Origin of the sequence: Methanoculleus sp. DTU007 (assembly GCF_001512385.1) — an archaeon.
Lineage (GTDB): Archaea > Halobacteriota > Methanomicrobia > Methanomicrobiales > Methanoculleaceae > Methanoculleus > Methanoculleus thermophilus.
Map to the genome: position 1 here is coordinate 1 of NZ_LFRO01000033.1, position 26,693 is coordinate 26,693.

Sequence of the window (26,693 nt, forward strand, 5' to 3'; positions counted from 1 at the left end):
ACTCCCCCCTCCCCACCAGACGGTGGTCGAACTCAGGGCGTTCCGCCCCTCATTCTCCCCGTCAGCCCCACCCCCCCTAATGCGATGTCCAGCGGGAATCCGTGGGGAATCCGTGCCAGGTGAAGCCACTGGATGCTAGTACATTTCAAGTTGTCCTGGACAGGGGGTTTTGAGGGACGACGCTCCACAGGGGCGGGGTTCGAGCACTGTTAGGTGCGAGTTGCGACGCACCAGAGGAGCGGAGTTTGAGAACCTGTGGGGCCCGAGGGGCATGCCTCCATGCCTCTACCTCATACCCAGACACCTGCGCTGCTCAAATACCTGCAGTTTCTGGAAGAACGCGTATTTCCCGGCAGGCGGTACTATGTCTCAAAGGGCCACGCACCCCCTGGGTGGTGGAGGCTCCTTCCTTAGGCAGCGGTTGTTCATCATCCTCGGTACAAGGGAAGCAGTGCGTCAGGCGGCATTCCAGCAAAGACGGGGCCCGGGCACCTCTGGGCCCGTGCCCCCTCAAGACCCCATACATGCGAGTTGCAGTTCTCTTCATCGGTCTACGCTGCCTCCACCCCTTCCTCCACCGGGCATCCGACCGGCTCGATCCGGGTCCCCGGCAGGATGACAAGGTTGTATGCGCCATGATCCCGGTTGAAGCGGACGAGGACTCCGTAGAATTGGACGATTGCCCCATAGGTGAGCCCATCAAGTGCATCACGGTTTGCGCCGCGCAGCGTTGCCGGGATGATGGCGTAGGTCGGGTCTGCAGGCGTCCCGTCGCAGACCTTGTAGACCTTTGTTCGGGTATCGCCGAGGTTCCCGGACATCAGCGAAGCGACGACGTTGATCTTTCGATCCTGGTGGCGGCGGAGTTGAGAGAGCCGGGCGAACTTCGCTCCCGGCGGAACCCGGTAGGTGTGTTCCACTGTTCTATCCTTCCTGAGGAGCGCTGAGGAATACTTGATATCGACGTTGACGAACCGATATCCGTCTTTTTCCGCACCAAGCCGCTCCATCAGCCGCGTGGGCCGGATATTGCCCTTCTGCTCGAATGTCCAGCACCGTGCGGGGTTGCAGGTAGCGCCCCAGATGAACGAGCAGGGGCTGTGGATGGAGAACCCCCGATCCGCGATTGCGCGCACAGTCTGGCGCATCATGGTCGAATTGGCAAGGTCCGCCGGCTCCACGATGACGATCGTTCCGTCGGGTGCGAGGCGTTCGGCTAGACCTGCGACGAGGTCGGCCCGCCGGTCGATATCGATGCGGCGGAGTTCGTTTAAGACATTTGAGAAGATCATGAGATCTATTCTATCGGGCAGGTCTGCGACGTCGAGCGCTCCGATGTCTCCTCGGATGGGTTTATTCACTCGCACAGCGTTCCCTTTCGATGCCGCAGCGGCGGGGACGAGAGCGTTGTAGGCCTCAAGGTGCTCCTCCGACTGTTCGACGGCGTAGATCTCGGCCGAACCGCCCCCGATCCGCCCGTAGAGGTCGATGATTGCGAGCGGGACGACCCCCGGCCCGGTGCCGAGATCGAGGATACGCATGTGGGGCTTCGCGAGCCCCTGGGTGATGATCTGCCAGAGAATATGCTCGAACTGCACCAGGTAGACGGGCGCGTGGTAGGCGAGGTAGCCGAGGACCGAGTACGCTTTCCGGTAACTTACCTCCCGCCCCTTCCAGTACTGGCTCTTCTGGGCGAGGATGGCGTTTGCCATCCGGTTGAGGACGACTGGATCGTCCCATGACTTGCCGGTCTTCTGCTCGATGTAGGCCTCGACCAATCTCTGGATGTAGTCCGGCACCCCGGGATCCCGGAAGAATGCAAGTTGCCGTTCCCGCCCGGCTTCGCCTGGCATGAACGGTTCGGCTTTTGGGCGGCGGCTGATCACGTAATCGTCGCCGGCAGATGTGATCGTGAGGTCGAGGTCGCCGAGGTGCAGGCGGATATCTTCGGCAAGATCTTTAAGCGACTGCCCGTGCTCCAGGTCTTTTTGCAATTCCGAGAGCCGGAACTCGGATCTCGCCTCTGCAAGGCGCTTAAGTGCTGCAACAGTATCCCGCTCGCTCATGGCGTACCAGCTCGGCGGGGTGGGTTATACAGGTTGCGGCGTTTGCAGATCTAGAAAGAGTTGGGTGTGGGGGCGTTCTCCCTTCCCGCTTAAGGCGTGCTGGGATTCAGTCCAGCCGCCTCTCGCCCGAGCCGGAAGGCCCGTACGTTGACCTCGACGGTCTTAGGCGGCACGCATATCCGGACCGCCTCTTCAAGGCTTTCAGGCTTGAGCGGGATCTTGCCCGACGCTGCCCCGAGCATAACGATGTTCTGCGAGAGGATGCTCCCCGCTTCCTCTGCGAGGGCTGCGGCATCGATGCAGGTGACCTCGAGGTCGGCGAGTGCGGAGAGAATGCTCTCTTCATCGGGCACGTCTATGGCCTGCTGGTAGACCGATGTGGGGACCACCAGACGCCTGTTCACCACGAGCCTTCCGCCGGGCGGGAGGTAGTGGCGGTAGCGGAGGGCTTCGAGGAGGTCGAAGGCGATGAGAAGGTCGGCCGTTCCCGGGGCAATCAGGGACCCGAACTTCCCGTCGATCCGGACGTGGCTCTCCACCGATCCACCGCGCTGCGCCATACCATGGGTCTCGGCGCTCCGGACGGTACGGTTCTCGAGGATACACGCCTCGCCGAGGACGTTCGAGGCGAGGACCGTCCCCTGGCCTCCTATTCCCACGATCAGGATATCAAATGAAGACTTCATCGCCGTCCCTCCACACCAATTGCGCCCGATGGACATATATCCGCGCAGACGCCGCATCCTGCGCAAAGTTCGGTTATCGTTGCGCGATCATTGACAAACGCCATTGCAGGGCAGCCGAAGGGCCGGCAGACACCGCAGCCTGTGCACCGTTCGGGATCGACCTCGTAAGCCTTCCGCCTGATCCCGCTCTTTCGTGCGGTGATGACGCAGGGCTGCTTTGAGATGATCACCCGGACCCCTTTACGCTCCTTTGCCCTCCGGAAGGTGTCAAGAAGCACCGGAAGGTTATATGGGTCGACCGTCTCGACCCAGGAGACCCCGCACGCCCGGCAGAGCGCTTCAAGCGATATCGGAGTGCTCTCCTCCCCGGTGGCTGTGAGGCCCGTGTTGGGGTTTGGCTGGTGACCGGTCATGGCGGTGATCCGGTTGTCGAGGATGACGACAACCATATCGGCGCCGTTGTAGACGGCGTTCAAGAGCCCTGGAATGCCCGTGTGCAGGAACGTGGAGTCGCCGATGGTCGAGACCACGGGGCGCTCCTCCCCCGACCGGGCGATCCCGCTCCCGACGGTGATCGAGGCGCCCATGCAGATGGTGGTATCCACCGCACCGAGTTGGAGCCCGAGGGTGTAGCACCCGATGTCGCTCGGGAATATGCCGTCGCGGAAGACCTTCCGCATGGCATAGAACGTCGGCCGGTGCATGCACCCGGCGCAGAGGATCGGCGGGCGGGGCGGGACTCCCTGGACCGGGGTTGCCGCGGGGAAGGTCGTCGTGGGGGTGATCCCTGCGCTCTCGAGGGCGAAAGCGACGATCGCCGGGTTGAACTCCCCTTCGTATGGGACAGTACCGGTCATCTTTCCGAAGATCTCGGTCTTCGTCGCCACCTGGCGTACTGCTTCCTCGACGACCGGGTCGAGTTCCTCGACGACGAGGACCTTCTCGTGCTGGTCGACGAAGCCCTTGAGCCACTCCTCGTCGATGGGGTAGGCCCCGATGATCGCGAGCGAGACGTTCTCGGGCAGCACCTCCTGGACGTAGGAGGCGGCGACGCCGCTTGCGATGACGGCGGTCGTGCCCCGGATGGTATAGCGGTTGTAACCGAGTTCGACCAGGCGCCGCTTGAGTGCCGGTTGCTTCTCGTTCAGTCTTTTATGCAACACCCGGGTATGCGCGGGGATGACCACGTACTGCTTTGGGTCGCGCTGGAAGGTAGCGCTCCGGTGTTCGGTCCCGATCGCTCCAAGGTCGACGTCGCTCTTTGAGTGGCAGATCCGGGTGGTGGGGCGGAAGATGACCGGCAGGCCGAACTCCTCGGAGAGGGCGAAGGCGTCCCGCACCATGTCGTGCGCCTCTTGGACCGAGGCCGGGTCGAGGCAGGGGAGCCGGGCGAAATGAGCGTAGCGCCGGGTATCCTGCTCGTTCTGGGAACTGTGCGCAAAGGGGTCGTCTGCGGAGAGGATGACAAATCCGCCCGTCACTCCGGTGTATGCGCTCGTCATCAGGGGATCGGCCGCCACGTTCAGCCCGACGTGCTTCATCGTGCAGAGTGCCCGCAGGCCGCACCAGGCGGCGGCGAGCGCGTTCTCGAAGGCAACCTTCTCGTTCGTGGACCACTCCACGGTGAAGGGGCGCTCCTTCTGCACCCGGAGGACGTCGATCACTTCAGATGACGGCGTTCCCGGGTAGCCGCTGGCAAAATCAATATTTGCCTCCAGGCATGCGTGCGCAATGCCCTCATTCCCGAGTAGGTATCGTACTGCCATTGTTCAACTCAACTGTACTTTTATTGTCGGTTTTTAACATAGTGGTTTGGATATCGATCCAAAAAATTAAGTGTTTGAATGTCAGAAACTGCAGGGTAACTTTAGTGGGCCCGTAGCATAGCTGGTGGTGCACCCGGCTGATAACCGGGAGGTCGTGCGTTCGAATCGCATCGGGCCCATCATCTTTTCCGTATTTCTGCAGGGCTAGAGTGTGCGGTCTCATCCTGGCGCCGGGATCCCCATGTTGGCGGCTTGTTGCTACGGTATCTTCCGCGTGCTCGCCGCGGATCCCTGATATTGGACAATTCAGGAATAGAACTTAGCGCAACCTTTAAGGGGGTTGTAATACAACATTTGTAGGCACTAATACGAGTGCATTTGGGCCCGTAGCATAGCCGGTGGTGCACCCGGCTGATAACCGGGAGGTCGTGCGTTCGAATCGCATCGGGCCCACTGTTCTTTTTCAGTAGTTCTCCTCTGCGGTAAACTCTTTGAGGCTCCATCGTTGCTTTTTTTCGCGAAAACGAGGTCATTCAATATCTTGCTGTCGCCTGCGGTAGACGAGGTGCTCAAGCGCGATGACCGTGACGGTGCCCACCCAATGCCGCTTGTGATCAGAGATGAGAACCGGGGGCATACTCACCACCAGCCACTGCAGACCGAAGATGAGGCGGTGTGCCGATCCGGGCCGGTTGTCGATACCACAAGATGATCTATCATAAGGATCCCGTGCAGAGCCACAGATTCTACCGCCCACACAAAATCTATTCCTTTTGCGATTGAGAGGTACTCCCATGGTTTGTAACGGTCATGCGGGAGAATCTTCCCGCATAACCTCTGATATCTCCTATCTTCCCTCTCGCCCCCGCGTCGCGGGGGGCACAAGGGGGCGGCAGGTATGAATGCCGTCGAGGTCAGGGGTCTCTCGCGGTCCTTCGACGGCCGCGAGATCCTCCGCGATGTCTCGTTCTCCGTCGGGCATGGCGAGATCTTCGGCTACCTCGGCCCGAACGGGGCGGGGAAGACGACGACCATCCGGATCCTGCTCGGCCTCCTTGCGCCCGGCGCGGGGATGGTCCGGGTTCTTGGAGAAGACCTCACTTCCAACGATGAGGCGCGCAGGAGAGTGGGGGTGCTCTTTGAGAACAACGGCCTTTCCGATCGATTGAGCGCCGCGGACAACCTGGCCTATTATGCCGGGCTCTACGATGTCGAGGCTCCAAAGGAGCGGATCGACGAACTTCTCACCATCGTCGGTCTAGCCGACCGGCGTGACGACCTTGTCGGGACGTTCTCGACCGGCATGAAGCGGAAACTCGGGATCGCCCGTGCCATACTTCACCGGCCGGAGATCGTCTTTCTTGATGAGCCATCCTCCGGGCTCGATCCCGGGGCGCAGAGGATGGTCCGCGACCTCATCCTCGACCTCTCCCGGCGGGAGGAGATGACGGTCTTCTTAAACTCCCATCACCTCGACGAGGTCCAGCGCATCTGCTCGACGGTGGCGATCCTCGCGGGAGGGAGGATCCGGGCTTTTGATTCGGTGGCAAACCTCACCCGCGCCTCCGGCCGCCCGACCGTGACGGTCACCCTCACCGATCCGGGCGAGCACGCCCGTGCGCGCGATATCATCGTGAGCCTGCCGTACGTCGCGGAGTGCGATGCAGATAGCGGCGCCCTCCTCTGCACCCTCACCGACCCGGGTGCAACCCCGGACCTTGTCGAGGCACTCGTCAGGGCAGGGTTCCGCATAGAAGAGGTCCGCCGGTCATCCCGATCGCTTGAGGAGATCTATCTCGAGTATGTCAACCCGGCGGAGGGCAGGGTATGAGAACGCTCTCCGTTATCGCCCGCCGCGAGATGCGACTTGCCCTTCGGAACCGGAGCGCTCTGATCGCATCCCTCATCCTTGCCGTCTGGTTCCCGGTCATATCGGTCCTTGGTATTGCCGTGGGCGCCGGGGGAGATGCTGCCGCCGTTGCCGGCGGTATTGCCGCGATCACCCTCCCGGTCGGGGTCTTCATGGGTTACATCTTCTGCGCCGACACCTTCCTCCGCGAGAAGCGGGACGGAACCATCGAGACGCTTCTATGTGCCCCCGTCTCGCTCCGCCGCCTCTGGGAGGGGAAGGCAATCGGGGTCGCCGTCCCGGCGTACCTGATGATGCTCCTCTCTGCCGGCGTGGCCATTGCGGCGGCCTCCAACATCTTGGGAGCCTCCATCGCCACCGAACCCCTGCTCCTCCTCCACCTCGTGGTCATCGTCCCGGTCTGGATCCTCGCCGCGGCCGGACTCATCGGCGCGGCGCAGCTTGCGCTCGGGATGCGGGAGAATCAGATCCTCGGATTTATCCTCATCTTCGGGTTCATCTTCCTGGCCGGCGGGCTACAGGAAGTCGTGCCGGGTGGGGCGGGCATCTCGGTAACGTTAGAGGCGGTCCTTGGGGCGGTCGGGCTCGCGCTCCTCGTCCTCGCCCGGTTCATCGCTGGAATTGTGACGAAGGAGCGGATCGTCCGGACGATCCCGTAAGGGAGAAAACAGGCCGGCCTACCGTCCGGCCGCCTTCCTTTCCCTGAGGTACCGGAGTACCGGGACGAGAACCTCCTTGTTTATCGCGCCCGCTTTCGCCAAAACGTTGCTATTCATCGCGATGTAGGTGTCCCCTTCGGCCCAGTAGTACAATGCCGTATACAAGCCGTAGTACCCGCCGGTATGGCCGTAGAGGGTCAGGCCCTCCGATGCGTTCTGCTGCATGAAGTATCCGTAACCGCATCCGACGCTCATCTCTCCCAGTCCGGGCACCTGCTCGATCTTGTGGGACTGCGGGGAGACATTCTCCATCGCCGCAAACGACAGAGGATCGATCAGCGCACCCGTTCGGAGCGCACGGTGGAATTTGTTGAGGTCGGCCGTCGTGCTCACGATGTCCCCGGCGCCGCGGTCGAACTGGATGTAGAGGTCGCTGAAGTCCATGACGGTGCCGTCTTCCCCGCTCTCCAGAGTGCTCATAATTGCCTGTAAGCGGGAGGAAGGCGAGTTCGCATTTGCAATGAAGACGTCGCTCTCCAGAGCCCTCATGTGCGGGCCGGGGATGTGGTTGGTCCGATGAACGAACGTATTGTTCATCCCCACCGGGACGAGGATCTTGCGGGTGACGTAGTCCTCGTAGGGGATGCCGGCCGCCTTGTCGATGATCAGCGTCAAGAGTATGTAGTTCGCGTTTGAGTAGGTGAAGTCCGTTCCCGGCGGGTAGAGGGGGCCTGCATCGAGGGCCTGCCGCAGCCCCACCTGGTAAGGGACCGGCGTGTCGGGGTCTTCGTACTCTTTGAGGAGGATCGCATGCTCGTCGTAGTCCGCGATCCCGCTCGTGTGGTCGAGGAGGTGACGGACGGTGATCACGGAAGAGTTCGGGATCGCCTCCGCCACGTCCGCCGGGAGCCAGCGGTCGATGGGATCGTCGAGCGAGAGTTTTCCGTTCTCGGCGAGCTGCAGGATTGCGACGCTCGTGAAGGTCTTCGTCACGCTCGCGATGATGAACCGCATCTCCGGCGTTGCCGCCATTTCCGGGGAGAGCGAGGCCTTGCCGGCCGCGTGGTTCCAGGTCCACTCCGGTGTCGAGATCTCGATCAGGGCTCCGGGAACGCCGGCATTCCGGACGCCTGCCGAAACGATCGACTCAAGGTCGGAGGCCACCGCCGAGGGCGGAGGACTGCTATGGTCATCTGTCCCCTGCATGGGTCTGCTGTCCTGCAGATACCCGGAGTGAGGCTTTGTACGAGAAAAGGGGGCCATAACCTCCTATGTGCGGATTTTATGAAATATATCTGTCTATTTGCCCCAAAAGGCACCTGGGGCGTGCCTATAGTCGGGCAGCGGCTTTTCGGGCCTTCGGCGGGCACGATCCGCGCGGTTGAGGGTATATTGAAGGGGTGGGACTCCTGCAGGCCCCTTCCAAAAATTGTATTGATCGGATCTCTTAAACTGCCTACAGCGTCTCTTCGCCGTAGAGGTAGGGCCTGAGGACCTTCGGGATCGTGACCGACCCGTCCTCGTTCTGGTAGTTCTCGAGGATCGCCCGGATCGCGCGCGAGGTCGCGATCGCGGTGCTGTTTAGGGTGTGGACGTAGCGCTTCTTGGTGAACTCGGTCGGATCGCGCACCTTGATATTCAGCCTGACCGCCTGGTAAGCCGTGCAGTTCGAGCATGATACCGCCTCGCGGTAACGCTCCTCGCGGGGCATCCAGACCTCGAGGTCGTACTTCTTTGCGGCAACGGTCCCGATGTCCCCCGTGCAGATCAGGACGACCCGGTAGGGGAGGCCGAGCTGCTGGAAGACCTCCTCGGCGTTCGCCAGCAGTTCCTCGTGGAGGTCCCAGGACTGCTCCGGCGTCGCAAAGATGAACTGCTCTACTTTGTGGAACTGGTGAACGCGGAAGAGCCCCTTTGTATCGATCCCATGCGCCCCGATCTCGCGCCGGAAGCACGGGCTTAGGCCCGCCAGCCGGAGCGGAAGATCCTTCTCCTCGAAGATCTCACCGCTGTACATCGCGGCCATCGGGTGCTCGCTCGTTGCAATGAGATACTCGTCCTCGCCATCGATCTTATACATAACGTTCTCGAAGTCGGCGAGATCCGTCACGCCCTCGTATGCGGCCCGGTTCAGCATATACGGGGGAATTATCGGGGTGTAGCCGCGCTTGACAAGGAGGTCCATTGCAAACCGCTGAAGAGCCATATCGAGCAGAGCGAGCCTGCCCTTTAAGAAGTAAAACCCGGAGCCGGCGATCTTTGCCGCGCGTTCGAAGTCCGCCCAGTCATGCTCGACGGCGAGCGCGCCGTGGTTTTTCAGTTCAAACGGAGGAACCTTAGGCTCGCCCCACCGCCGTATCTCGACGTTATCAGTATCGTCCTTGCCGATGGGCACGCTCTCGTGGAGGATGTTCGGGAGCCGCATCAGGCGGTACTTCACAGCTTCAGTAAGGCGGTCGCGCTCCGCCTCCGCCTCCTTGACCCGTGCGGGAAGGTTCGCCGCCTCCGCTAGAAGACCCGCGGTATCCTGTCCGGCCTTCCTTGCCTGGCTGATCTCGCGAGATATAACGTTTTTCCGGTTGCGCAGGTCCCCAATCTCTACGGTGAGTTCCCGTACTCTCCGGTCCATCTCCAGCACCTCGTCGACCCAGGCCAGTTTCTCGGTGTCTCCTCTCTTCGTGAGGTCTGCCCTGACGATCTCGGGGTGCGCACGAACGAACTTCAACTCAAGCATACTGTCTCTGTATGTACATTTGGCATGACGGTATATGGTGGTGTTGCCCTCCTTGGCAGACGGGTTTTGCGCAGGTGTTCCAGTCCTTGCGCCCGGGTAGCATCCATCATGCCCTCTCCCCGGGAACTTACTCTTATAATCTCTGGAAAACCAACCATTCTTCTATGAATAAGAACCAGAGGATCGTCTTGGTGATTGGCGGCCTCATTACGCTCGGGCTGTTCTTCATCGACCCCTTCATCGCCCTCATTGCCCTGATCCTGGTGCTTGTTCTCCTGATGAGTCTTCGTATCATGGAGGAGACCGGCAACTATCCCCTCGTTACCGCAACTCTCTCAGAAGATGCACGCGAGATCATCGTCACCAATACGGGGACCGCAAAGGCGCAGAATATTCGGATTGCCCTTGTTCCCTTGAACATCGATTTCGAGCTTGCCTCGCTCGAACCGGATGAGGAGTCAGGATTCAGTCTCGAATCGATGATCTCTGAGGCGAAAGCGGTCGTCACGTATGAAAACACCGCCGGTCAGAAGCAGACACGATCGTACCCCCTCAAAGCGCTCGAGGCCGGGAGGGACCTCACCGAACCGATGTTCCCGATCTTCGGGCGCCGGTGAAGCGGAAAAGATGGAAAAACGGATATCCGGATCGATATACTGACTGCAGTACACGTGCCTGGGGGTGCGGTTGCCGGTCACCCCCGGCTTCTGTCGGGAGAGCGGTCACAGAAGTTATGACTGGATGTACTCGATCGTCCGTGCCAGTGCCGCCATCAGTTCCTGCTCTTTCTCTGCATACTCATACAGCGCCCGGTAGAGCATGAAGACGAGGTCGTAACCGTAGATCTCGAAAGCTTCCTCCGGTGTTAGCGAGCTGAGATATGAATCCGTCCGGATCTCGGTGTTCGTGTACATCAACTCATGGAAGATCCCGTCCTCGTCAAGGACGCACAACTGCGCATCGACGGGCATGCCCAGGTTGTCTGGGCGGTATGGGAGCGGGTCGGTTTTCCCGAGGAGGATCATCTTCTTCTCGTAAAACTCCTGATCGTAGAGGTCGCCGGATGCTTCCCTCTTTGCGCGCCGGAGCATCTCAAGCCCGATCTGCTTGATTACCGGCGCCGCATCGGCGGCCATCTTCCCAAGGAGGGCCCCTGAGTTCTCCCGAATCGTTTCGGCCGACTCTTCATTCTTTGCCCGCAGGTCCTCGATGACCTCAAGGAGCCTGGCGTATCCCTCTTCGATGATCGGATCCATTGCTCACCTATCTCTTGCGCGCGCCGGCATAAGGGCACCGGTTTGTCCCGTTAAGTCCCCTGTCGGAGGCGCTCAGCCCCAAGAGCACCCGCGTACGCGAGCGTGCTCACCAGAATGATCGTCGCCCCCGATGGGACATTCACGAGATACGATAGCCAGATCCCTGCCGTAGTGAATACGATCCCGAGAACGGCGGCGAGGAACATCATGCTCCAGATGCGGGTCGTATAAAGGCGGCTGATCGCCGCCGGGAGGGTGAGGAGGGCGATCACCAGGATGATCCCAACAACCCGAATCAGCATCACCACTGTTAGTGCGATCAGAACGAGAAGGAGGAGCGAGAGCCGCTCGACCGGCAGATTCATGACCGTTGCGTAATCCGGGTCGAAAGTGATCGCCTGGAGCTCCCGGTAGAGAAAGACCACGGTGACGATGATGACGGCCACAAGGATCGCCATCAGCAGGATATCCCCCCGCGGCACAAGGAGAATATTCCCAAAGAGGTAGGAGAAGAGGTCCGGGGCGAACCCGGGCGTTAGGTAGACGAAGAGGATGCCTACGGCCATCCCGGCCGCCCAGACTGCACCGATGAGCGTATCCATCTGCTGCCGGGCCCGGAGCTGGAGCGCCCCCATCCCGAGCGCTGTTGCGACGGTGAATCCGGTTGCACCAAGAAGGGGATCTATCCCGAGGAAGTAGCCAAGCCCGATCCCGCCGAAGGCCGCATGGGAGATCCCGCCGCTGACCGAGACCATCCGCCGAACCACAACATAGGTCCCGATGATCCCGCAGGCGATGCTCGCGAGAGCCCCTGCGATGAGAGCATTTCTGAAGAACTCAAAACCGAGCACCTCAAACATCTTCACTCCTCCTCCCGCGAGTGTTTTGAGAAGACCCGGTGGGGGATCCCGTGGGCGATCAGATCCACCGGGCAGCGGTATGCGGCTTCGAGCATATCCGGTGTGATCTCGTTTGTATCGTGAGTATAGAGGCGCCGGTTCAAACAGGCAACCCGGGTCACGTGTGCAGGAATGACACCGATATCGTGGGTTACCATGACGATCGCCATCCGTTCGCGGAGTTGGTCCAGGATTTTGTAGAACTGCGCCTCCGTCGGGGCATCCACGTAGACCGTCGGTTCGTCGAGGAGCAGGGCCTTTGGATCGCTGACGAGTGCACGGGCGATGATCGCCCGCTGCTGCTCGCCGCCCGAGAGATCCCGGATCTGCCGGTCGGCAAGATCGGCGATATGCATCGTCTCAAGCGCTTCCTCTGCCCGGGCATTGTCCTCCTTACTATAGCGGCGTGGATGGCGCTTGATGTGGCCAAGGCGGCCGGAGAGGACCATCTCGCGCACGGTTATGGGATACTCGAAGTCGAATGTCCGGAATTGAGGTACATAGCCGAGATCCTTTCGCATCTCCGCTCCCGTGGCACCAAGAATACGGACCTCCCCGCGGCAGGGGGTGAGGAGACCGAGGATCACCCGGAGGAGTGTCGTCTTCCCGCCGCCGTTCGGCCCGATGATTGCGTAGAAATCGTTTGAGTGGACCGCCAGGCTCACCCCCTCGAGCACGGTCTGGCCGCGCAGCCTGACCCAGACATCATCGACCTCGATGACGGGGCTCTTCATGGTTCGCTGCTCCCTGCAAAGACCGAGGCCACGTAGCGCATGTTTTCGATGTAGTCCTTTTCGAGGGAACTTATCGTCACCACCGTGCCGTCGATCTCGTCGGCGATCACCTCAGCGCTCCGGGTGGAGTGCTCGGGCGATGCGAATATCACCTTGATCCCCTCGTCCCTTGCCAGCGTGACGAGGCGCTCGATCCTCTGTGGGGAGGGTTCTTTCCCTTCGTCCTCGATGGGTACCTCGACAAGACCGTAGTCACGGGCTAGATAGGCCCATGACGAGTGGTAGACCATGATCTTTTCTACGCCCGACTCAGCAAGCGCGCGAGCGATCTCGGCATCAAGTCTGTCAAGTTCCTCCAGGTAGGCATCGGCATTTCGGCGATACTCATCGGCGTTTGCCGGATCTACCTCCATGAGCCCTTCACAGATATTCTCTACCATGACTTTCGCGTTCCTCGGGGAGACCCAGATATGCGGGTCGGTTCCCTGGTGGCTGCCTTCGCCTGTCGATATCAGGTCGACGCCGCGCGAGCAGTCAACGACCAGCATATTGCGGTTCAGTGAGGCGATCTTATCCATCCAGGCGAGTTCAAACTCGATCCCCGATCCTACCGCTGCATACATCTTTGCCTCTGCAACCCCGGCGAGGACTCCTGGCGGCGGTTCATAGGTATGCGGATCGGCTCCCTGCGGCACGAGCACGATCACCCGAACGTGGTCGCCTCCAACACGCTCCACAAATTCCTGTTCGGGCGGTATGGTGACCGCGACGACGATATCTTTCTCTCCCTCCTCCCCGGTTTCGGTACACCCTGCCGTGACTGCTGCAAGCAGGAGAACTGCAAGTATGGCTGCAACAGGGGATATTGGGGCGGTGTTGCCTTTGCGCTGCGACCTCATTGCTTTTCCTCTAAATTTGGTAGAGGTCTAAATTTTTCTGCACAGGAATACATACGTTCTGCTCTCACCGCCGGCCATCACTTGAAGGGCAGCAGCAGTGATCGTGCTCGATCTCGCCGCAGACGCTCATCATCGGATGTCCGAGCGAGGTGCACATTCGGTCGGTGAGGTCTTTTGAGAAATACTGCTCTATCTTTTTCGCCTCCCTGCATGCCTCGTCTGGCTCAAGACCGTGCCGGCTGAGCACCAGGGCGACGATCCGATGACGCCGGATCAGAAACCGGGCGTAGTCGCCACCGCGGGGAGTGAGTTTCACCCCGTGATATGGTGAGTGCTCGAGGTATCCTGCTTTTGCAATCTCCGTGAGCGCCTTTGTCACCGTCGAGGGCGCGACCGAGAAATGTGTGGCGATCTCGCTCGTTTTCGCGGTGCCGCCCTGCATATGGATGTATTTGAGATATTCTGCCTTTTTCGCAGAGAGCTCGTGCCCGGTGATCTCCTGCATGAGGTATCAGTGCGCTTCACCGGTAGAAAAAGTTTCGGTGGGGCTAAACTTCGCCCCGATCATCGCCCGGGACCAACTCCCCGATGACATAGTGCCGGTGGTTCTCCGTGATCACCGCCCGGCCGGAGAATCCGAACGGCAGATCCTCTTTGATGACAACGTTGAGGTAGCACGGGTTCCGGCAGACGGTCGATCCGGGTGCGTTCTTCTCTGTTGCAACGATTGGAGTCTCTCTTCCAATCCAGGTTTCGTTGTACTGGTCGTAGATCCGGTCCGCCTCACGAAGGAGCGCCCGGGACCGGACTTTCCGCACCCGCTCGGGGAGGTCTTTCAAGGCTGCGGCGGGTGTGCCGGGTCGCCGGGAATAGCGGGTGATGTTCACCTTCACAAATGCTGCGCGTTGGAGGTGTTCGAGCGTTTCCTGGAACTCCGCCTCCGTCTCTCCGGGGAAGCCGGTGATGAAGTCCGATGAGATCATCATATCCGGGTAGCGTTCCCGGAACGTATCGACGATCGTCAAAACATCCGCCGCACGGTACCCGCGTTGCATCCGCTCTAGAACTGTATCTGAGCCTGACTGGACAGGGAGGTGGAGAAACCGAAAGACCTTCTCGCTCCCATAGGCATCAACCAGGGGATCGAGGATCCGAAGAACCGAGGCGGGGTGCATCATCCCCAGCCGGAGAGCGAACCGTCCGGGGACTTCTGAGATCGCCCTCAAAAGATCTGGGAGGGACTCGCCCCGGTCGAGTCCCCAGGCAGCCACGTCCTGTCCGGTCAGCTGGATCTCGTAGGCCCCCGATGCGGCAAGGTTTCGGACGGCATTGATGATCTCGTCGGGCGGCGCGCTCTTCAACCGTCCTCGCGCAAGTCGCGTGACGCAGTAACTGCACCGGCCGACGCATCCGCTTGCCACCTGCACCACACCGACAGCTCCAGGACTACGGGTTCCCACGCCGCTGGAGAGCCTGTGGATTTCGTCCGGGTGTATGATCTGTGGGGTGCAGACCGATCGTATCAACTCCTCCTGGACAAGCGGCATGCACCCGGTCACATAGAGGTCCCGGTCGGCGAACGCCGCAAGGCGTCGGAGAATCTTACGTTCCGTTGCACCAATCACCGTGCAGGTGTTTATGATCACAGCGTCCGCCTCGTCCGGCCCGGTCAATTGGCAGCCGAGACCTTCCAGTATCGCTTCAAGCCTCCGGGTGTCGGCGTGATTGTAGGTGCACCCATAACTCTCGATGTAAACCTTCTTTCCTTGTAAGTTATCCAGGGTAATGACCATCGACTCCCCTGCGCGTATTCAGCGACGGGTCTATTCGCCGTCGTAGGATGCGTTTTTTTCTGCGTGGAGCACAATACTTAACCGCTGATATTACAATTTCTTTATTTGATGATTAAAATAGGGTTGCTGGGATGCGGCAACGTTGGACATATCATCGCCACGCACGCTGAGAGCATCCAGGTTGTTGCGGTCTTCGATATTATTCCTGAGCGGGCGGAAAGGTTAGCGGCACTCTGTCACGCCCGCCCCTATACGGACTTTGACGCCTTCATGCGAGAGGACTTCTCGATCGTTGTGGAAGCCGCCTCCGTCGACGCTGTCAGGAACTACGCGGAAAAGGTCCTCCGTTCCGGGCGAGATATCATCCTTCTCTCAAGCGGAGCCCTTGCGGATGCGGAGTTCCGTGATCATCTCGTCGGGGTTGCGCGAGAGGCGGGAAGGAAGATCCGGATCCCGAGCGGCGCAATCCTCGGGCTTGATAACCTCAAGATAGGCCAGGTTTCACCTCCGACAAAACTCCTCCTGCGAACGACAAAACCGCCTTCGTCGCTTGGGATGTCGGCTACGAGGCGGATGGAGATATTTAAGGGCCTGGCGCACGACTGTATTAGGCAATACCCGAAAAACATCAATGTCGCAGTAGCGTTGGGACTCGCTGCCGGCAGGGATGCCGATGTGGAACTCTGGGTTGACCCCGAGGCAGAGAGGAACACTCATGAGATATTCGTCGAGGGCGACTTCGGGGATATTTATGTCCGGGTCAGGAACGTCCCGAGCCCCGATAACCCTGCAACAAGTTATATGGCTGCCCTCTCCATCCTGACGCTCCTAAAGAACCTCGAGAACCCTCTGGTGGTGGGTACGTAACAATGGAGACGGAGATCCGTGCTCTCAAATCTGCGAAGAATGCCGTCGTCTTGGTGCACAACTACCAGCCCGTAGCTATTCAGGCACTCGGCGATGTGGTGGGCGATAGCCTCGAGCTTGCAGTGAAAGCGAAGGAGACCCGTGCGGAGTTGCTCGTCGTCTGCGGTGTCCGGTTTATGGCCGAGACGGCGAAGATCCTCAACCCTGAACGGAAAGTGATCATGCCAATTAAGGATGCGGGATGCCCTCTCGCCGATTTCCTGACCCCGGATCTTCTCCTGGAGGCAAAAGAGCGGTATCCTGATGCGGCCGTTGTAGTCTACGTCAACAGCACGGCAGAGGTCAAGGCACTTGCCGACATCACCTGTACTTCTGCAAACGCAGTCAGCGTCGTTCGATCGCTACCGAATGATACAATCCTCTTTGGGCCGGATGCAAACCTTGCAGCGTACGTTCAGCGGGAAGTTCCCGAAAAGACTATCATTCCGGTACCGCCCTATGGCCACTGCTATGTCCATGCCGGATTCACCCTTGCCGACGTTGAGGCGGCACGAAAGAAAGGCGGTATGATCGTCTGTCATCCCGAATGCCCGCCGGAGGTCCTGGAGCAGGCCGACCTGATTGCGTCCACCGGGGGCATGCTCCGGAACGCTGCAGGTACGGATGAGCCCTGGTCGGTCTTCACCGAGCGTGAGCTGGTCGCCCGCCTCCGGATGCTCTACCCGGGAAGGGTCTTTTACGAGAAACCGGAGGCAGTATGCGCGGATATGAAGAAGATAACCCTCGCTGACCTTCGTAGAGCACTCGAGCACGAGGAGCACGAGGTCGTCCTGCCGCTTGAGGTCATGGACCGGGCACGGCGAGCCATCGAACGGATGCTTGCTGTCGGGAGGTGAGCCTGTGATCCCGATCGAAGATCTCCTCAGGTTTATTCAAGAAGACGCACCGTGGGGCGACGTCACTTCCGATGCGGTTGTTCCCGAGGTAACCTGCCGGGCAGTTATTCAGGCGAAGGATTCAGGAATCATCGCCGGTCTTGCGGAGGCACGGGCGCTTTTTGAGCATTTTGGGGTCACGGTTCGAGCACGCTCAGCCGACGGTCGGCCGGTCAGGCCGGGGACCACCCTTCTCGAACTCGACGGTCCTGCGAGGGCGATCCTTCTTGTTGAGCGGACAGCGCTCAATATCATCGGGCGCATGAGCGGGATAGCGACCCGGACCCGTGAAGCGGTCGATGCGGTCAGAGCAGTCTCGCCTACCGTGCGGGTTGCAGCGACCCGAAAGACGGCACCGGGGCTGCGGTTGCTGGACAAGAAGGCGGTGGTTCTTGGCGGGGGAGACCCACACCGCTACACGCTCTCGGACATGATCCTGATCAAGGATAATCACCTCGCGCTGGTGCCATTGCCGGAAGCAGTTCGAAGAGCGAAAGAAAAGAGTCTCTACCGTGCCGTCGAGGTGGAGGTCGAGACGGCTGAGGATGCGGTCACGGCCGCCAATGCCGGAGCCGACATCATCCTGCTCGACAATATGGGGCCGGATGCGGTCGAGGAGGCAGTCCGTACACTCAAAGAGCGGGGTCTTCGGGAACGGGTGATCCTCGAGGTTTCCGGAGGGGTTTCTGCCGCTGACCTTGCCAGGTATGCCATGACCGGGATCGACATCATCAGCATGGGCGCCCTCACCCATACGGTCAGGAATTTTGATGTGAGTCTGGATATCCTGAAGGGTGCAGGCACGATCCGGCTCCCCTGACTGATCCCGGATGGCTCCTCGCGAGATCGTGGTTCAGGAGATACTCCCTGACCACCCTCGTATCGGCCCAGCCGGCGTCGAGCTGCCGGACGACTGCATTGATGCTCTGGACCTGCTTGCGGATCGTCTCAGAGTGTTCACTCTCATGTAGGTCGGCTATCGCCATGAGCATCTGAAGGGGATGGCGGATTCGGTCGGCAAGGGTTGCGAATTGCCCGATGTTCGTCTCAAGCTGGTCAATAACGCTTTGTTCTATAAAGGATGCCGGTTCATCCTGCATGCTGATCTGCTGCCATCCGTCGTCCCGCCGGATGATAACCACCTGGTGCCTGGAAGCGACTTCCAACAGTTCGCATGGCCCGCAGGTCTCAAGCGAATAATCACAGAGGGCAGCTATCCGGCAATCACCTATTGTCCGGTTAACCGACGTCTCGTAATTCATGAAGGCATCCCATTCTGCTTCTGTCAGCCAGGAGAGGATACCTGTAATGAACATGCCTTCGTAGCCCCTCTCCTGGGCGTCGAGGCCTTTCTGGAGATAGTTCTCCAACGCTGTAGAGCACGAGAATTTGCCGCCCCGTAAATACCAATCGTGGATATCCAGGATCTCGATCTCTCCTCGCCTCAGGCGTCGGTCCAGGTCTTTAATCCTCCTTGCAAGGGCCTTCCTTAATGAGTCGACCGGCAGAGGCTCTGTCGCGATACAGAGACAATATGCGTCCTGATCCAATCCACTCTGGACATAGGGCACCAGAGTCTTGACGATCTCATGCTGGTTCTGGTAGAAGAGGCAGGCATGCGTACCCCAGGATATTTCTGGTAGGTCCGTTGGGCAATAACTCTCTGTCACTGTGGCAACATTCCTATACAATAATTAAGATCCCTTTCCGGGGGATCGGGGTGCACTACATCCTGTCTGCTTGAGTGAGTGGACTGTAGTTTTGAGATAATTATGGCATAGGGTTTTCGATCTCGCACTAAAATATGCTTCCGATCTTTATATAATGTAGAACCGCTCCTTCTCGGGCCAGAGCGGCGTTAAAATGTCGATCAGGCACCTTCCTTCATCTGGATGTCCTTAAGGTGCCTGCGGATCAAGCGACAGGGGGATCAGGATACGCCCGGCGTATCCTCCATCGTGAGTTCGTCCAGGAACGGCATCACTCCTTTTATGTATGGGATGGATCTCCCTTCCCGTATGTTGAGTTCCCCGTAGGCGATGACCTCGATGACCAGCGGAAGTTCGTTCAGGCGCTGGACAAAGTAAGGGTCCGACTCGGTGGCGAACCGGAGGAACGCATCCAGTCTGATGAACGGGCGCTCAAGGTCGGGGACGTCGCTATACTCCTGCAGGTCTTTTGGGAGTGTGGAGTCCCGGGCCAGGTCTTCCTCGAAGTAAAGGTAGACATGGAAGTTACGCTGCTTACTCAGCGTGTCAAGGTCTCTGATATCAATCTTCGCTCCGGGAACGATGCCGATGCTTTCCAGGTCCTTTGGGAATGCTGTGCCCTCCGGTTTACCGGTCGAACTCTCCATACTATGGTGAAGGCAGGGAAAGTAGAAAAATGCACCTCATGAGAGGCATACTTCTCCGGGGCAAAACCTTATACTTGGGCGGCCCAAGTGAGCGCAAGATGGCCTATGGTGGGAGAGGGTTCGTCAGTAACTGGAGGAGAGATAGGAAGCCTCAACAGGGAGAAGAGGCTTCATCGGTACCTCTCGATGCTGGAGTCCGAGAATCTCAACGACCGATGGCGAGCTGCTGATGCGCTTGGTGAGTTGGGCGATAGTCGTGCGGTGCAGCCCCTGATCCAGGCGCTGGATGACGAGTATGTCGATGTTCGGTGGAAGGCGGCGAAGGCACTCGGGCATCTCGATGGACGCGAAGCCGTTCTCCCGCTGATAGATTGCCTTGCGGATGAGAGCCCCTGGGTTCGGGCGGGTGCAGCGTGGGCGCTCGGGAATATCGGCGACCCCCGGGCGGTCGAGCCGCTGATCCGGGTGCTCAACGATCCAAAGCCGCGAGTCCGGAAGATGGCTGCATGGGCGCTCGGGCGGATAGGAAATCTGCGTGCCAGGGGACCCCTGGTCAACCTTCTCGGCGACGCCGACCGCGAGGTCAGGCTTGCTGCCCGGGAGGCGCTTGATGAGATTGTAACCGAGCGAGAGATCCCAACCATCTGACAGGATGCTGCCCTCTTTGGGGCCTTGCTCGTTACGGGAGAGACGATCTGTTTATGGCCAGCAAAGCCCCCTGCCGGGGATCGTGTTACCGCTCCTCGATACTGGTTATGCCATAGGTTGCATGAAGCATCTCACCGAAGTTCCGGTTCTTGGAGCCTTGCGCGGTGCGGATTTCGTTGCACCGTTCCATCCTGGATGCATTTCTTCTTGCGGGAGTCATACCGACTCCTGATCTTTGGGTGCACCACTCTCGACTCCTATGGGTTTATAATCTTGGAACAACCTCATTTACTTATTTGGCCGTTGCGATCAGGTTATATACTGAATTAGGCGCCAGGGTGGTGTGGTGAGTTGGATCTATTCATGAAGTGTGCCATTGAGGAGGCAGAGGCGGGGCTGAGAGAAGGCGGGATCCCTATAGGGGCGGTGCTGGTCCGCGATGGTCGGATCATAGGGCGGGGCCGGAACCGGCGTGTCCAGTGTAACGACCCCCTCCTCCACGCCGAGATCGACTGTCTGAGAAACGCCGGGAGGATCCTGAACTACTCGGACTGCACCCTCTACTCCACGCTGATGCCCTGCTATCTCTGTGCGGGAGCGGTTGTCCAGTTCGGGATTGGGAAGGTCGTGGCGGGGGAGTCGGAGAACTTCCCGGGAGCACGGGAGTTTCTTGAGTCCCATGGGGTTGAGGTGCTCGATCTGGATCTTGATGTCTGCAAGACGATGATGCATGCGTTCATCGAGGCTCATCCCGACCTCTGGTATGAGGATATCGGGCTATTATGAGCGGTTTTACATGAATAAACGGACATTATTTTATTATGGCGCTGCTGCTCTTGCCATCTCATTCTTTGCCGGGGTCTGCATCACCCTTATGATCGCACCAATCTTTGCCGGGCCCGATGACGAGATCGACCGTGAGAGGCTCTTTCAGGTCTCGACGATCGATGCGCTCCTGCAGGGCGTGTATGACGGGAGCATGACCTACGACGAACTCGCAACCTATGGGGACCTCGGGATCGGGTGCGCGATCGGCTCGACGGGGAACTCGTTGGGGTGGACGGCGAGTGGTATCTGATACGGGTCGATGGACGGGCCTACCCTGTCGCCGGGAACGCGACGACGCCGTTTGCAGCGACGACGTTCTTTAACCCGGATCTCTTTCTCGTTACCAGCGAGCCGATGAACCTCACCAGTCTCGGGCGCTGCCTGGAGGCGGAGCTCCCCTCAAAGAACCTCTTTTATGCGATCCGGATGGACGGCACCTTCCCGCGGGCGGTAACCCGGAGCGTGCCCGCCCAGGATAAGCCCTACCCGCGGCTGGCGGACGTGACGGCAAACCAGACGGTCTTTACCTTAGAGAACGTCACCGGAACCGCCGTCGGGTTCTGGGCACCCAGGTTCGCAGAGGGTATCAACGTTCCCGGCTACCATCTCCACTTCATCACCGCCGACCGCACCGCCGGTGGGCACCTGCTTGAGATCGTTGTGCCCGCTGGCAGCATCGTTTCGGTCGACACTACGACGAGTTTCACCATGAGGCTTCCGGCGAGCGGAGACTTCTGGACGGTTGACCTATCCGAAGACCTCACAGATGATCTCAAACAGGTGGAGTCTGTCAAAAAATGAGGGTTATCTGACGACGAGCAGCGGCGGCTTGACCGCGCCGCCGATCTGTTCGAGCAGGGCGCTGATCCGGTTCTTTCCGCTCCGACCGAAAGCGCCCATCACGACCAGACCGTATCCGCCGGAGTTTGCCTCCTTGATGACCTCATCCCGGATATTGCCCTCGACAATCTTTCCCGAACAGAGGATCTTCTCCCCCCGGTATCGTGTGAGGATGTTGTTCTGATCGTCCGCGATGCTCTTCTTCATATCGTTCCAGATCCGGCCCTCATAATCCTTCAACATCTCGCAGATACCGCTTTGCGTGCAGAAGTTGAACGCCATCGCTTTGGCCTCAGCGATATCCAGGACTGAGAAGAGGACGACCTCGGCATTCTTCCGCTTTGCCAGTTTGATCGCGTGGAGAGCCGCTTTCTGGCTCCACTTTGACCCATCGATGAGCACGAGTATCTTCATACTATTCACACCACAAATTTCAACCAGAGTATTCCAAACCCTACCGCTACCGTCAGGAAGAGCACGAGCATTCCAACTTTGAGGAAGTCAATGAACGTGATGCCGATCCCTTCCCGCTCGGCGATACCGATGACGACGACGTTTGCCGATGCTCCAATGGCGGTGCCGTTGCCGCCAAGGCACGCACCGAGGGCAAGCGACCACCAGAGCGGGTAGATGTCCATCGTCGATCCGAGGTCGTGGATGAGCGGGATCATCGCCGCGGTCAGGGGGATGTTGTCCACGATTGCCGAGGCGATGGCCGCAAACCAGGTCACTATGAACATCGCCTCCCCGGTCGAGTCGACGTTCTCGATCATGATCGCGGCGATGCTCGATATGACGCCGGTCTCGACGAGGGCGCCGACGATGACGAAGAGTCCGCCGAAGAAGATGAGGGCGGGCCACTCGACTTTCTCAAAGATCTCCTCAGGCGACTGCCGGCTCCAGAAGAGGAGGATCGCCGCCCCGATAAGGGCCACCTCTGCGGGTTCAAGCCCCATCGCCGGGTCGACGAACGGCAGTACAATATGCAGGATCTCCCCGATTCGGTCGTGGACAAAGAAGAGGAGAACCACGAAGGCGATCACGGCCACCGACTTGTTGAAGAGGGACCGGTCGACGATAGCCGCCCGTTCGTCAAGTCCCTCAAGTACCCTGATCATCTCCTGGCGCTCACTGGGGTTCACCTTCATGGACCGACCATAGATGGCGTACATCAACCCGATGAGGATGACCATATCGATGACCATGATGGGCCCAAGGTGGATCAGGAACTCGTTGAACGTCAGTCCTGCAGAGGATGCAATCATGATGTTCGGCGGGTCCCCGATGAGCGTCGCCGCCCCGCCAATGTTCGAGGCAAAGATCTCCGTGACCAGGAACGGGACGGGGTTGAGGTTCATCACCCTCGCGATGTAGAGGAGCATCGGGGTGAGAAGAAGAACAGTGGTGACGTTGTCAAGAAACGCGCTCACGATCGCCGTTACGGCCGCAAAGAGGACGAGAACCTTGATCGGGCTGCCTTTAGCGAGTTTTGCTGTCCGTATTGCAATATATTCAAAGAGACCGCTGCCGCGGGCGGTATTGACGATGATCATCATCCCGAGGAGCAGAAAGATTGTCCCGAAGTCGATATGGTGAAGAAGTGCATCCCAGGGGACGATCCCGACGAAGACGACGATCGCGCCGCCGAGCATGGCGGCGACCGCCCGGTGGATCCGCTCGTCGATGATGAGCGCGTAGGTGAAGAGAAAGACCGCTACCGCGATCAGTGCAACCGTATCCATCTCGGCACCCGTCAGTAGATGAACGCAGGGATCTCTACCCGCTGGCAGATGCGCAGGACGGTCGGGCTGATCGAGGGATCGGTCTCCGTACCATGGGCATAGCGCCGGGAGAGCGCAACCATATCAAAGTTACTTGCCATTCGGACGACATCATCACCCTTACGCCCGACAAACATCCTTGACTGTGTTGAAAAACCGTGTTCCTCAAGTCTTGCTGCGATTTGCTTGAGCAACTTCTGGCCCTCCTCTTCTTTCTTTGCCAGAAACTCTTTCATCGATTCATGGTCGAGTGTCTCTTCAATGAGTTCGATAACCCTGGCATCGGTAATGTAGGCGAGCGAGATGGTGGCATCGTAGGCGGAGAGGACATCGATGGCTTCATCGGTGATATCCTGGACGAAGAGATCGAGCGGCATCAGGATGGAGCGGACCTCCGGGATGATCATCTCCTCGTCGGTAAGCAGGAATTCGCCATATTCCTTGAGAACTGCCTCGTAGCGCCTCCCGACAATATCTTTGAACTTTCGCTGGATCAAGGAAGAAGAGTAGCCCATACTAACTCACTTCTAGGTTTCCCAGACCCTCGTTTAATACTTTCCTTTATCCTTCCCCGCCGCTCGCTTCTGAACGCCGGTAGTACTCGGAGCGTGAGTTTTTGGTGTCTTTGATGCACATAGACACCTTCTTTCTCACGAGTCTAGGGCTTCCTTGCAGGCGGGGCAGAGCATCTTTCTCTTTCGGTCCAGTTCGTCCAGTGTCCGCGGCCGGAACATGACACACTCGGGGTTGTCACAGTGTCCAAGCCCAAGAAGGTGCCCGAGTTCGTGTGCTCCCTCTTTTGCTGTCCGATCGATCAGATCGGCATCATCCGGTCTTCTGCCGTAGTATTCATTACCAAGTCGGGCGGTCGAGACGACCGCGACACTGCTTGCCGATCGTGCAAGGCCGAAGACGAAGTCGCACCCGGTGACGTAGAGGTCGCGGGAGGTCACAAGCAGCAGGGGGCCATTGATCGAATACCTGCGGGTGAACGTATCCTGCAGGCGATCAAGGATCTTTTGAGCATCGTGCTGGTCTCGGTCCCTGTTGTAGCCATCGATGAGGAACGGGTGTTCGAGGAGTCTGGTCTCTCGCCCGAGGATCATCTCGATCATCCGGGCGACGGGGAGCTCGATACCTCTTGGTGCCTGCTGATCCCAAAGAATATTGATGCTCATTACCTAATTTCTGGGTAATGTGTCGGTATAAACGTATTGAACGATGTATTGGGGAGTATATTGCCGATCATTACCGGCGGGCCGTGGAAGTGGGCATCGGGAATAATCCCGAGGCCGCAAGGATGGTCGCTTCTGCCGGCGCCCTCATGCTCTGCACCGACATACGATCCGATATCCGACACGAGGGCCTCCCCGTTGTGACCGATGACATCTTCGAGCCCAAACGTGAACTTTATGCGGGTGCGGACGTGATCTATGCCGTCCGCCCCGGTGTGGAGATGATCCCGCCGCTGATCGCGCTTGCAAGATCGGTCAACAGCGATCTCCTGGTTTACCATCTGGGATGCGAGATTTATGAGGGCGGCGGAGAACTCGTGAACTGTGGTCCCGTTCTCCTTCACCGCTACCACCGCCGAACTTAGAAGAGCGTTGCCTGGCCCGGGGGTAGGTCCTGCCGCACCTCATCGGGTTCGTCGGGAGGATCATCGTCTCTTGGCTTCTGCCCTTTTTTCAAGGTCTTCTCTTTTCTGGAAGCCTTCTTGGCTTTATCCTTCTCCTCCTTTGCAACACCTTTGACCACCTTCGTAGCCAGGGCTTTGTCGTGAACGAAGAGGACGAGCTCGTCGGCATCCAGCTGGAACTCGCGGACGTAAGCAGCGGGATCTGCCTCAACGAGGAGGCTGATTGCGGTGAAGAACTCTTCGCGCAGGAGATTCTCCGGGATATGCATCATCTCGCTGAGTTTCCTGGTCAAACCCGCTCTGATTGCCTTCTGCTTCCTGGATGATGCCATCTTCTGCCAGCGCGCCGGCGGCATGATGCGGCTATGGATTCCGTGCCCTCCCGCAGCATCGGCGATGCCAAGGAGCATCACAGCGCTCGCGTATCGCCAGAGGGTGTAGTATTGCCGCCGATAGGTGCGGCCGATATACTCGTCGGCCCTTGAGAGGTAAGCATAACCCTTTGCCTGGGAAGCGAGATCGGGCATCTGATCGATATTCCCTTCGAGCCACTGTGCGATGGTATCCGGGGTATCCTCGACCTCCAAAGCCATGCGAATCAGATCGGCATCTCTACGACCCTTGAATGCCTCCCCGATGAGTTCGAAGATGGTGGAGCGCTCATCCTTTGCGGAGGTCTGGAGATCGTCCATCGTGAGGCTGTCCTTACCTATGGCTGCGGCGTAGAGCATATTCACAGCGGCCCGCATGTCACCGCTGGCGCGGTTTGCAATCTCGTCGAGTGCGGCAGGGTCGCATGCCAGGTTCTCTGCAGCGCAGATATGGTGGAGGCGGGGTACGATCGAGCGGGCCTGAAGAGCCCGGAATTGGACGGGTTCGGTGGCTGCTTTGAGCTCTTTTGAGAGAGCGTAGTAATCGTTTGCGATCAGAATCATTGGCTGCTTCGACTCGGCGATGATCTCTATGATCGCCTTTGCCCCGCCCCGGTCAGCCTGCCCATGCAGGTTGTCGGCTTCATCGAGCAGGATGAGTTTACGGGACGCCCCGGAGAGGCTGGCTGTTGTAGATCCCGACCCCGCCACCCGCTCGAGCGCCGATTTTGTTCGCTGGTCGGAGGCGTTCAGTTCTACCACCTCCCAGTTCATATCATTTGCAAGGGCATAAGCGCTCGAGGTCTTGCCGATGCCGGGCTTTCCGTACAGGACGAGCGGTTTTTTCTCTCGCGACCAGTCCCGCGCCCACTCGTACATCTGCCTGATGGCGCTCGAGTTCCCCACAATGTCCGAGAGATGCTGTGGTCTGTACTTCTCCGCCCAGTCCATGCTGATCTATTCGTCGCGGTGGAACAAAAATTCAACTCTGTATCAGAACACGTGGATTGGACTCGTCCCTGCGCGGCAACAGTCCGCGGTTCTTCTTGCAAAACGAGATGACCCG

Annotated in this window: 27 protein-coding genes, 2 tRNA genes and 1 pseudogene; 12 read left to right on the forward strand and 18 right to left on the reverse strand. The window is 59.1% G+C overall.

Features of this window, described 5'->3' with window-relative positions; translation table 11 throughout:
- Positions 1–551: 551 nt before the first annotated feature.
- The 3 genes from ACI94_RS03580 to iorA form a co-directional block, all read right to left on the reverse strand.
- The gene (locus tag ACI94_RS03580; protein ID WP_224732748.1) at positions 552–2,066 is read right to left on the reverse strand and encodes a class I SAM-dependent methyltransferase; all 1,515 of its coding nucleotides are present in this window, start codon (positions 2,064–2,066) and stop codon (positions 552–554) included.
- Positions 2,067–2,155: 89 nt separating this feature from the next.
- The gene (locus ACI94_RS03585; protein WP_066954987.1) at positions 2,156–2,752 is read right to left on the reverse strand and encodes an indolepyruvate oxidoreductase subunit beta; all 597 of its coding nucleotides are present in this window, start codon (positions 2,750–2,752) and stop codon (positions 2,156–2,158) included.
- Positions 2,749–4,518, reverse strand: a complete 1,770-nt coding sequence (gene iorA, locus ACI94_RS03590) for an indolepyruvate ferredoxin oxidoreductase subunit alpha (protein ID WP_066954989.1) — start codon at positions 4,516–4,518, stop codon at positions 2,749–2,751. The genes ACI94_RS03585 and iorA overlap by 4 nt, the downstream gene beginning before the upstream one ends.
- A gap of 106 nt (positions 4,519–4,624) precedes the next feature.
- On the opposite strand from iorA, the gene ACI94_RS03595 reads away from it, so the two are divergent.
- From ACI94_RS03595 to ACI94_RS03610, 4 genes are all read left to right on the forward strand, one after another.
- A tRNA-Ile gene (locus tag ACI94_RS03595) sits at positions 4,625–4,697 on the forward strand.
- A 201-nt stretch (positions 4,698–4,898) separates the two neighbouring features.
- Positions 4,899–4,971 (forward strand) — tRNA-Ile (locus ACI94_RS03600).
- Between the two features lie 445 nt (positions 4,972–5,416).
- Positions 5,417–6,349 carry an ABC transporter ATP-binding protein gene (locus tag ACI94_RS03605; RefSeq protein ID WP_066954992.1) on the forward strand — a complete coding sequence of 311 codons (933 nt, stop codon included), beginning with the start codon at positions 5,417–5,419 and terminating at the stop codon, positions 6,347–6,349.
- Positions 6,346–7,047 carry an ABC transporter permease gene (locus ACI94_RS03610; RefSeq protein WP_066954994.1) on the forward strand — a complete coding sequence of 234 codons (702 nt, stop codon included), beginning with the start codon at positions 6,346–6,348 and terminating at the stop codon, positions 7,045–7,047. The genes ACI94_RS03605 and ACI94_RS03610 overlap by 4 nt, the downstream gene beginning before the upstream one ends.
- An 18-nt stretch (positions 7,048–7,065) precedes the next feature.
- Here the strand turns inward: ACI94_RS03610 and ACI94_RS03615 are convergent, their stop codons facing one another.
- A complete protein-coding gene (locus ACI94_RS03615; protein WP_224732747.1) occupies positions 7,066–8,253 on the reverse strand; it encodes a serine hydrolase in 1,188 nt (395 codons plus the stop codon).
- A gap of 250 nt (positions 8,254–8,503) precedes the next feature.
- Positions 8,504–9,781, reverse strand: a complete 1,278-nt coding sequence (gene serS, locus ACI94_RS03620) for a serine--tRNA ligase (RefSeq protein WP_066954996.1) — start codon at positions 9,779–9,781, stop codon at positions 8,504–8,506.
- Between the two features lie 164 nt (positions 9,782–9,945).
- Here serS and ACI94_RS03625 point away from each other — a divergent pair, with 164 nt between their 5' ends.
- Positions 9,946–10,398 (forward strand): hypothetical protein, encoded by a 453-nt coding sequence (locus tag ACI94_RS03625; RefSeq protein ID WP_066954998.1) that lies wholly within the window; start codon positions 9,946–9,948, stop codon positions 10,396–10,398.
- A gap of 114 nt (positions 10,399–10,512) precedes the next feature.
- Here ACI94_RS03625 and ACI94_RS03630 read toward each other — a convergent pair whose 3' ends face one another.
- The 6 genes from ACI94_RS03630 to ACI94_RS03655 form a co-directional block, all read right to left on the reverse strand.
- Positions 10,513–11,037, reverse strand: coding sequence for a hypothetical protein (locus tag ACI94_RS03630; RefSeq protein WP_066955001.1), 525 nt, complete (start codon positions 11,035–11,037; stop codon positions 10,513–10,515).
- Positions 11,038–11,087: 50 nt separating this feature from the next.
- Positions 11,088–11,897 (reverse strand): metal ABC transporter permease, encoded by an 810-nt coding sequence (locus ACI94_RS03635; RefSeq protein ID WP_066955005.1) that lies wholly within the window; start codon positions 11,895–11,897, stop codon positions 11,088–11,090.
- A 2-nt stretch (positions 11,898–11,899) separates the two neighbouring features.
- Positions 11,900–12,670, reverse strand: coding sequence for a metal ABC transporter ATP-binding protein (locus ACI94_RS03640; protein WP_066955008.1), 771 nt, complete (start codon positions 12,668–12,670; stop codon positions 11,900–11,902).
- Positions 12,667–13,569: a metal ABC transporter solute-binding protein, Zn/Mn family gene (locus tag ACI94_RS03645; protein WP_066955011.1), complete on the reverse strand. Its 903-nt coding sequence runs from the start codon at positions 13,567–13,569 to the stop codon at positions 12,667–12,669. Before ACI94_RS03645 ends, ACI94_RS03640 begins: the two co-directional genes overlap by 4 nt.
- A 64-nt stretch (positions 13,570–13,633) precedes the next feature.
- Positions 13,634–14,074: a metal-dependent transcriptional regulator gene (locus tag ACI94_RS03650; RefSeq protein WP_066955014.1), complete on the reverse strand. Its 441-nt coding sequence runs from the start codon at positions 14,072–14,074 to the stop codon at positions 13,634–13,636.
- A 43-nt stretch (positions 14,075–14,117) separates the two neighbouring features.
- Positions 14,118–15,362 carry a tRNA (N(6)-L-threonylcarbamoyladenosine(37)-C(2))-methylthiotransferase gene (locus ACI94_RS03655; protein WP_273259250.1) on the reverse strand — a complete coding sequence of 415 codons (1,245 nt, stop codon included), beginning with the start codon at positions 15,360–15,362 and terminating at the stop codon, positions 14,118–14,120.
- A 108-nt stretch (positions 15,363–15,470) separates the two neighbouring features.
- Between ACI94_RS03655 and nadX the strand changes: the two genes are divergently transcribed.
- From nadX to nadC, 3 genes are read left to right on the forward strand one after another with little or no spacing between them, the layout of a single operon-like run.
- Positions 15,471–16,229 (forward strand): aspartate dehydrogenase, encoded by a 759-nt coding sequence (gene nadX / locus ACI94_RS03660; RefSeq protein WP_066955019.1) that lies wholly within the window; start codon positions 15,471–15,473, stop codon positions 16,227–16,229.
- Positions 16,230–16,231: 2 nt separating this feature from the next.
- Positions 16,232–17,125 carry a quinolinate synthase NadA gene (nadA, locus tag ACI94_RS03665; RefSeq protein ID WP_066955023.1) on the forward strand — a complete coding sequence of 298 codons (894 nt, stop codon included), beginning with the start codon at positions 16,232–16,234 and terminating at the stop codon, positions 17,123–17,125.
- A gap of 4 nt (positions 17,126–17,129) precedes the next feature.
- Entirely contained in the window at positions 17,130–17,984 is an 855-nt protein-coding gene (gene nadC / locus ACI94_RS03670; RefSeq protein ID WP_273259247.1) for a carboxylating nicotinate-nucleotide diphosphorylase, read from the forward strand.
- Here nadC and ACI94_RS03675 read toward each other — a convergent pair.
- Complete coding sequence (locus ACI94_RS03675) at positions 17,923–18,834, reverse strand: MEDS domain-containing protein (protein WP_286681101.1); 912 nt, start codon at positions 18,832–18,834, stop codon at positions 17,923–17,925. The two genes, nadC and ACI94_RS03675, sit on opposite strands and share 62 nt — an antisense overlap.
- A 260-nt stretch (positions 18,835–19,094) precedes the next feature.
- Positions 19,095–19,520, reverse strand: a complete 426-nt coding sequence (locus ACI94_RS03680; protein WP_066955033.1) for a hypothetical protein — start codon at positions 19,518–19,520, stop codon at positions 19,095–19,097.
- 105 nt (positions 19,521–19,625) lie between these two features.
- Here ACI94_RS03680 and ACI94_RS03685 point away from each other — a divergent pair, with 105 nt between their 5' ends.
- The 3 genes and pseudogenes from ACI94_RS03685 to budA all read left to right on the forward strand — a co-directional run bounded on the left by ACI94_RS03685 (position 19,626) and on the right by budA (position 21,797).
- Positions 19,626–20,168 carry a HEAT repeat domain-containing protein gene (locus ACI94_RS03685; protein ID WP_273259246.1) on the forward strand — a complete coding sequence of 181 codons (543 nt, stop codon included), beginning with the start codon at positions 19,626–19,628 and terminating at the stop codon, positions 20,166–20,168.
- Between the two features lie 363 nt (positions 20,169–20,531).
- Positions 20,532–20,954, forward strand: a complete 423-nt coding sequence (locus tag ACI94_RS03690; RefSeq protein WP_201784928.1) for a nucleoside deaminase — start codon at positions 20,532–20,534, stop codon at positions 20,952–20,954.
- Positions 20,955–21,147: 193 nt separating this feature from the next.
- Positions 21,148–21,797: pseudogene (gene budA, locus ACI94_RS03695) on the forward strand (acetolactate decarboxylase).
- 3 nt (positions 21,798–21,800) lie between these two features.
- Here the strand turns inward: budA and ACI94_RS03700 are convergent.
- The 4 genes from ACI94_RS03700 to ACI94_RS03715 form a co-directional block, all read right to left on the reverse strand.
- The gene (locus tag ACI94_RS03700) at positions 21,801–22,250 is read right to left on the reverse strand and encodes a universal stress protein (RefSeq protein WP_066955042.1); all 450 of its coding nucleotides are present in this window, start codon (positions 22,248–22,250) and stop codon (positions 21,801–21,803) included.
- A gap of 5 nt (positions 22,251–22,255) precedes the next feature.
- The gene (locus tag ACI94_RS03705; protein WP_286681102.1) at positions 22,256–23,578 is read right to left on the reverse strand and encodes an ArsB/NhaD family transporter; all 1,323 of its coding nucleotides are present in this window, start codon (positions 23,576–23,578) and stop codon (positions 22,256–22,258) included.
- A gap of 11 nt (positions 23,579–23,589) precedes the next feature.
- Positions 23,590–24,132 (reverse strand): universal stress protein, encoded by a 543-nt coding sequence (locus tag ACI94_RS03710; protein ID WP_066955048.1) that lies wholly within the window; start codon positions 24,130–24,132, stop codon positions 23,590–23,592.
- A gap of 135 nt (positions 24,133–24,267) precedes the next feature.
- Entirely contained in the window at positions 24,268–24,795 is a 528-nt protein-coding gene (locus ACI94_RS03715) for an archaemetzincin family Zn-dependent metalloprotease (protein ID WP_066955051.1), read from the reverse strand.
- A gap of 17 nt (positions 24,796–24,812) precedes the next feature.
- On the opposite strand from ACI94_RS03715, the gene ACI94_RS03720 reads away from it, so the two are divergent.
- Positions 24,813–25,217, forward strand: coding sequence for a UPF0146 family protein (locus tag ACI94_RS03720; protein ID WP_066955053.1), 405 nt, complete (start codon positions 24,813–24,815; stop codon positions 25,215–25,217).
- Here ACI94_RS03720 and ACI94_RS03725 read toward each other — a convergent pair.
- Positions 25,214–26,578: a replication factor C large subunit gene (locus tag ACI94_RS03725; RefSeq protein WP_286681103.1), complete on the reverse strand. Its 1,365-nt coding sequence runs from the start codon at positions 26,576–26,578 to the stop codon at positions 25,214–25,216. The two genes, ACI94_RS03720 and ACI94_RS03725, sit on opposite strands and share 4 nt — an antisense overlap.
- Positions 26,579–26,693: the final 115 nt, after the last annotated feature.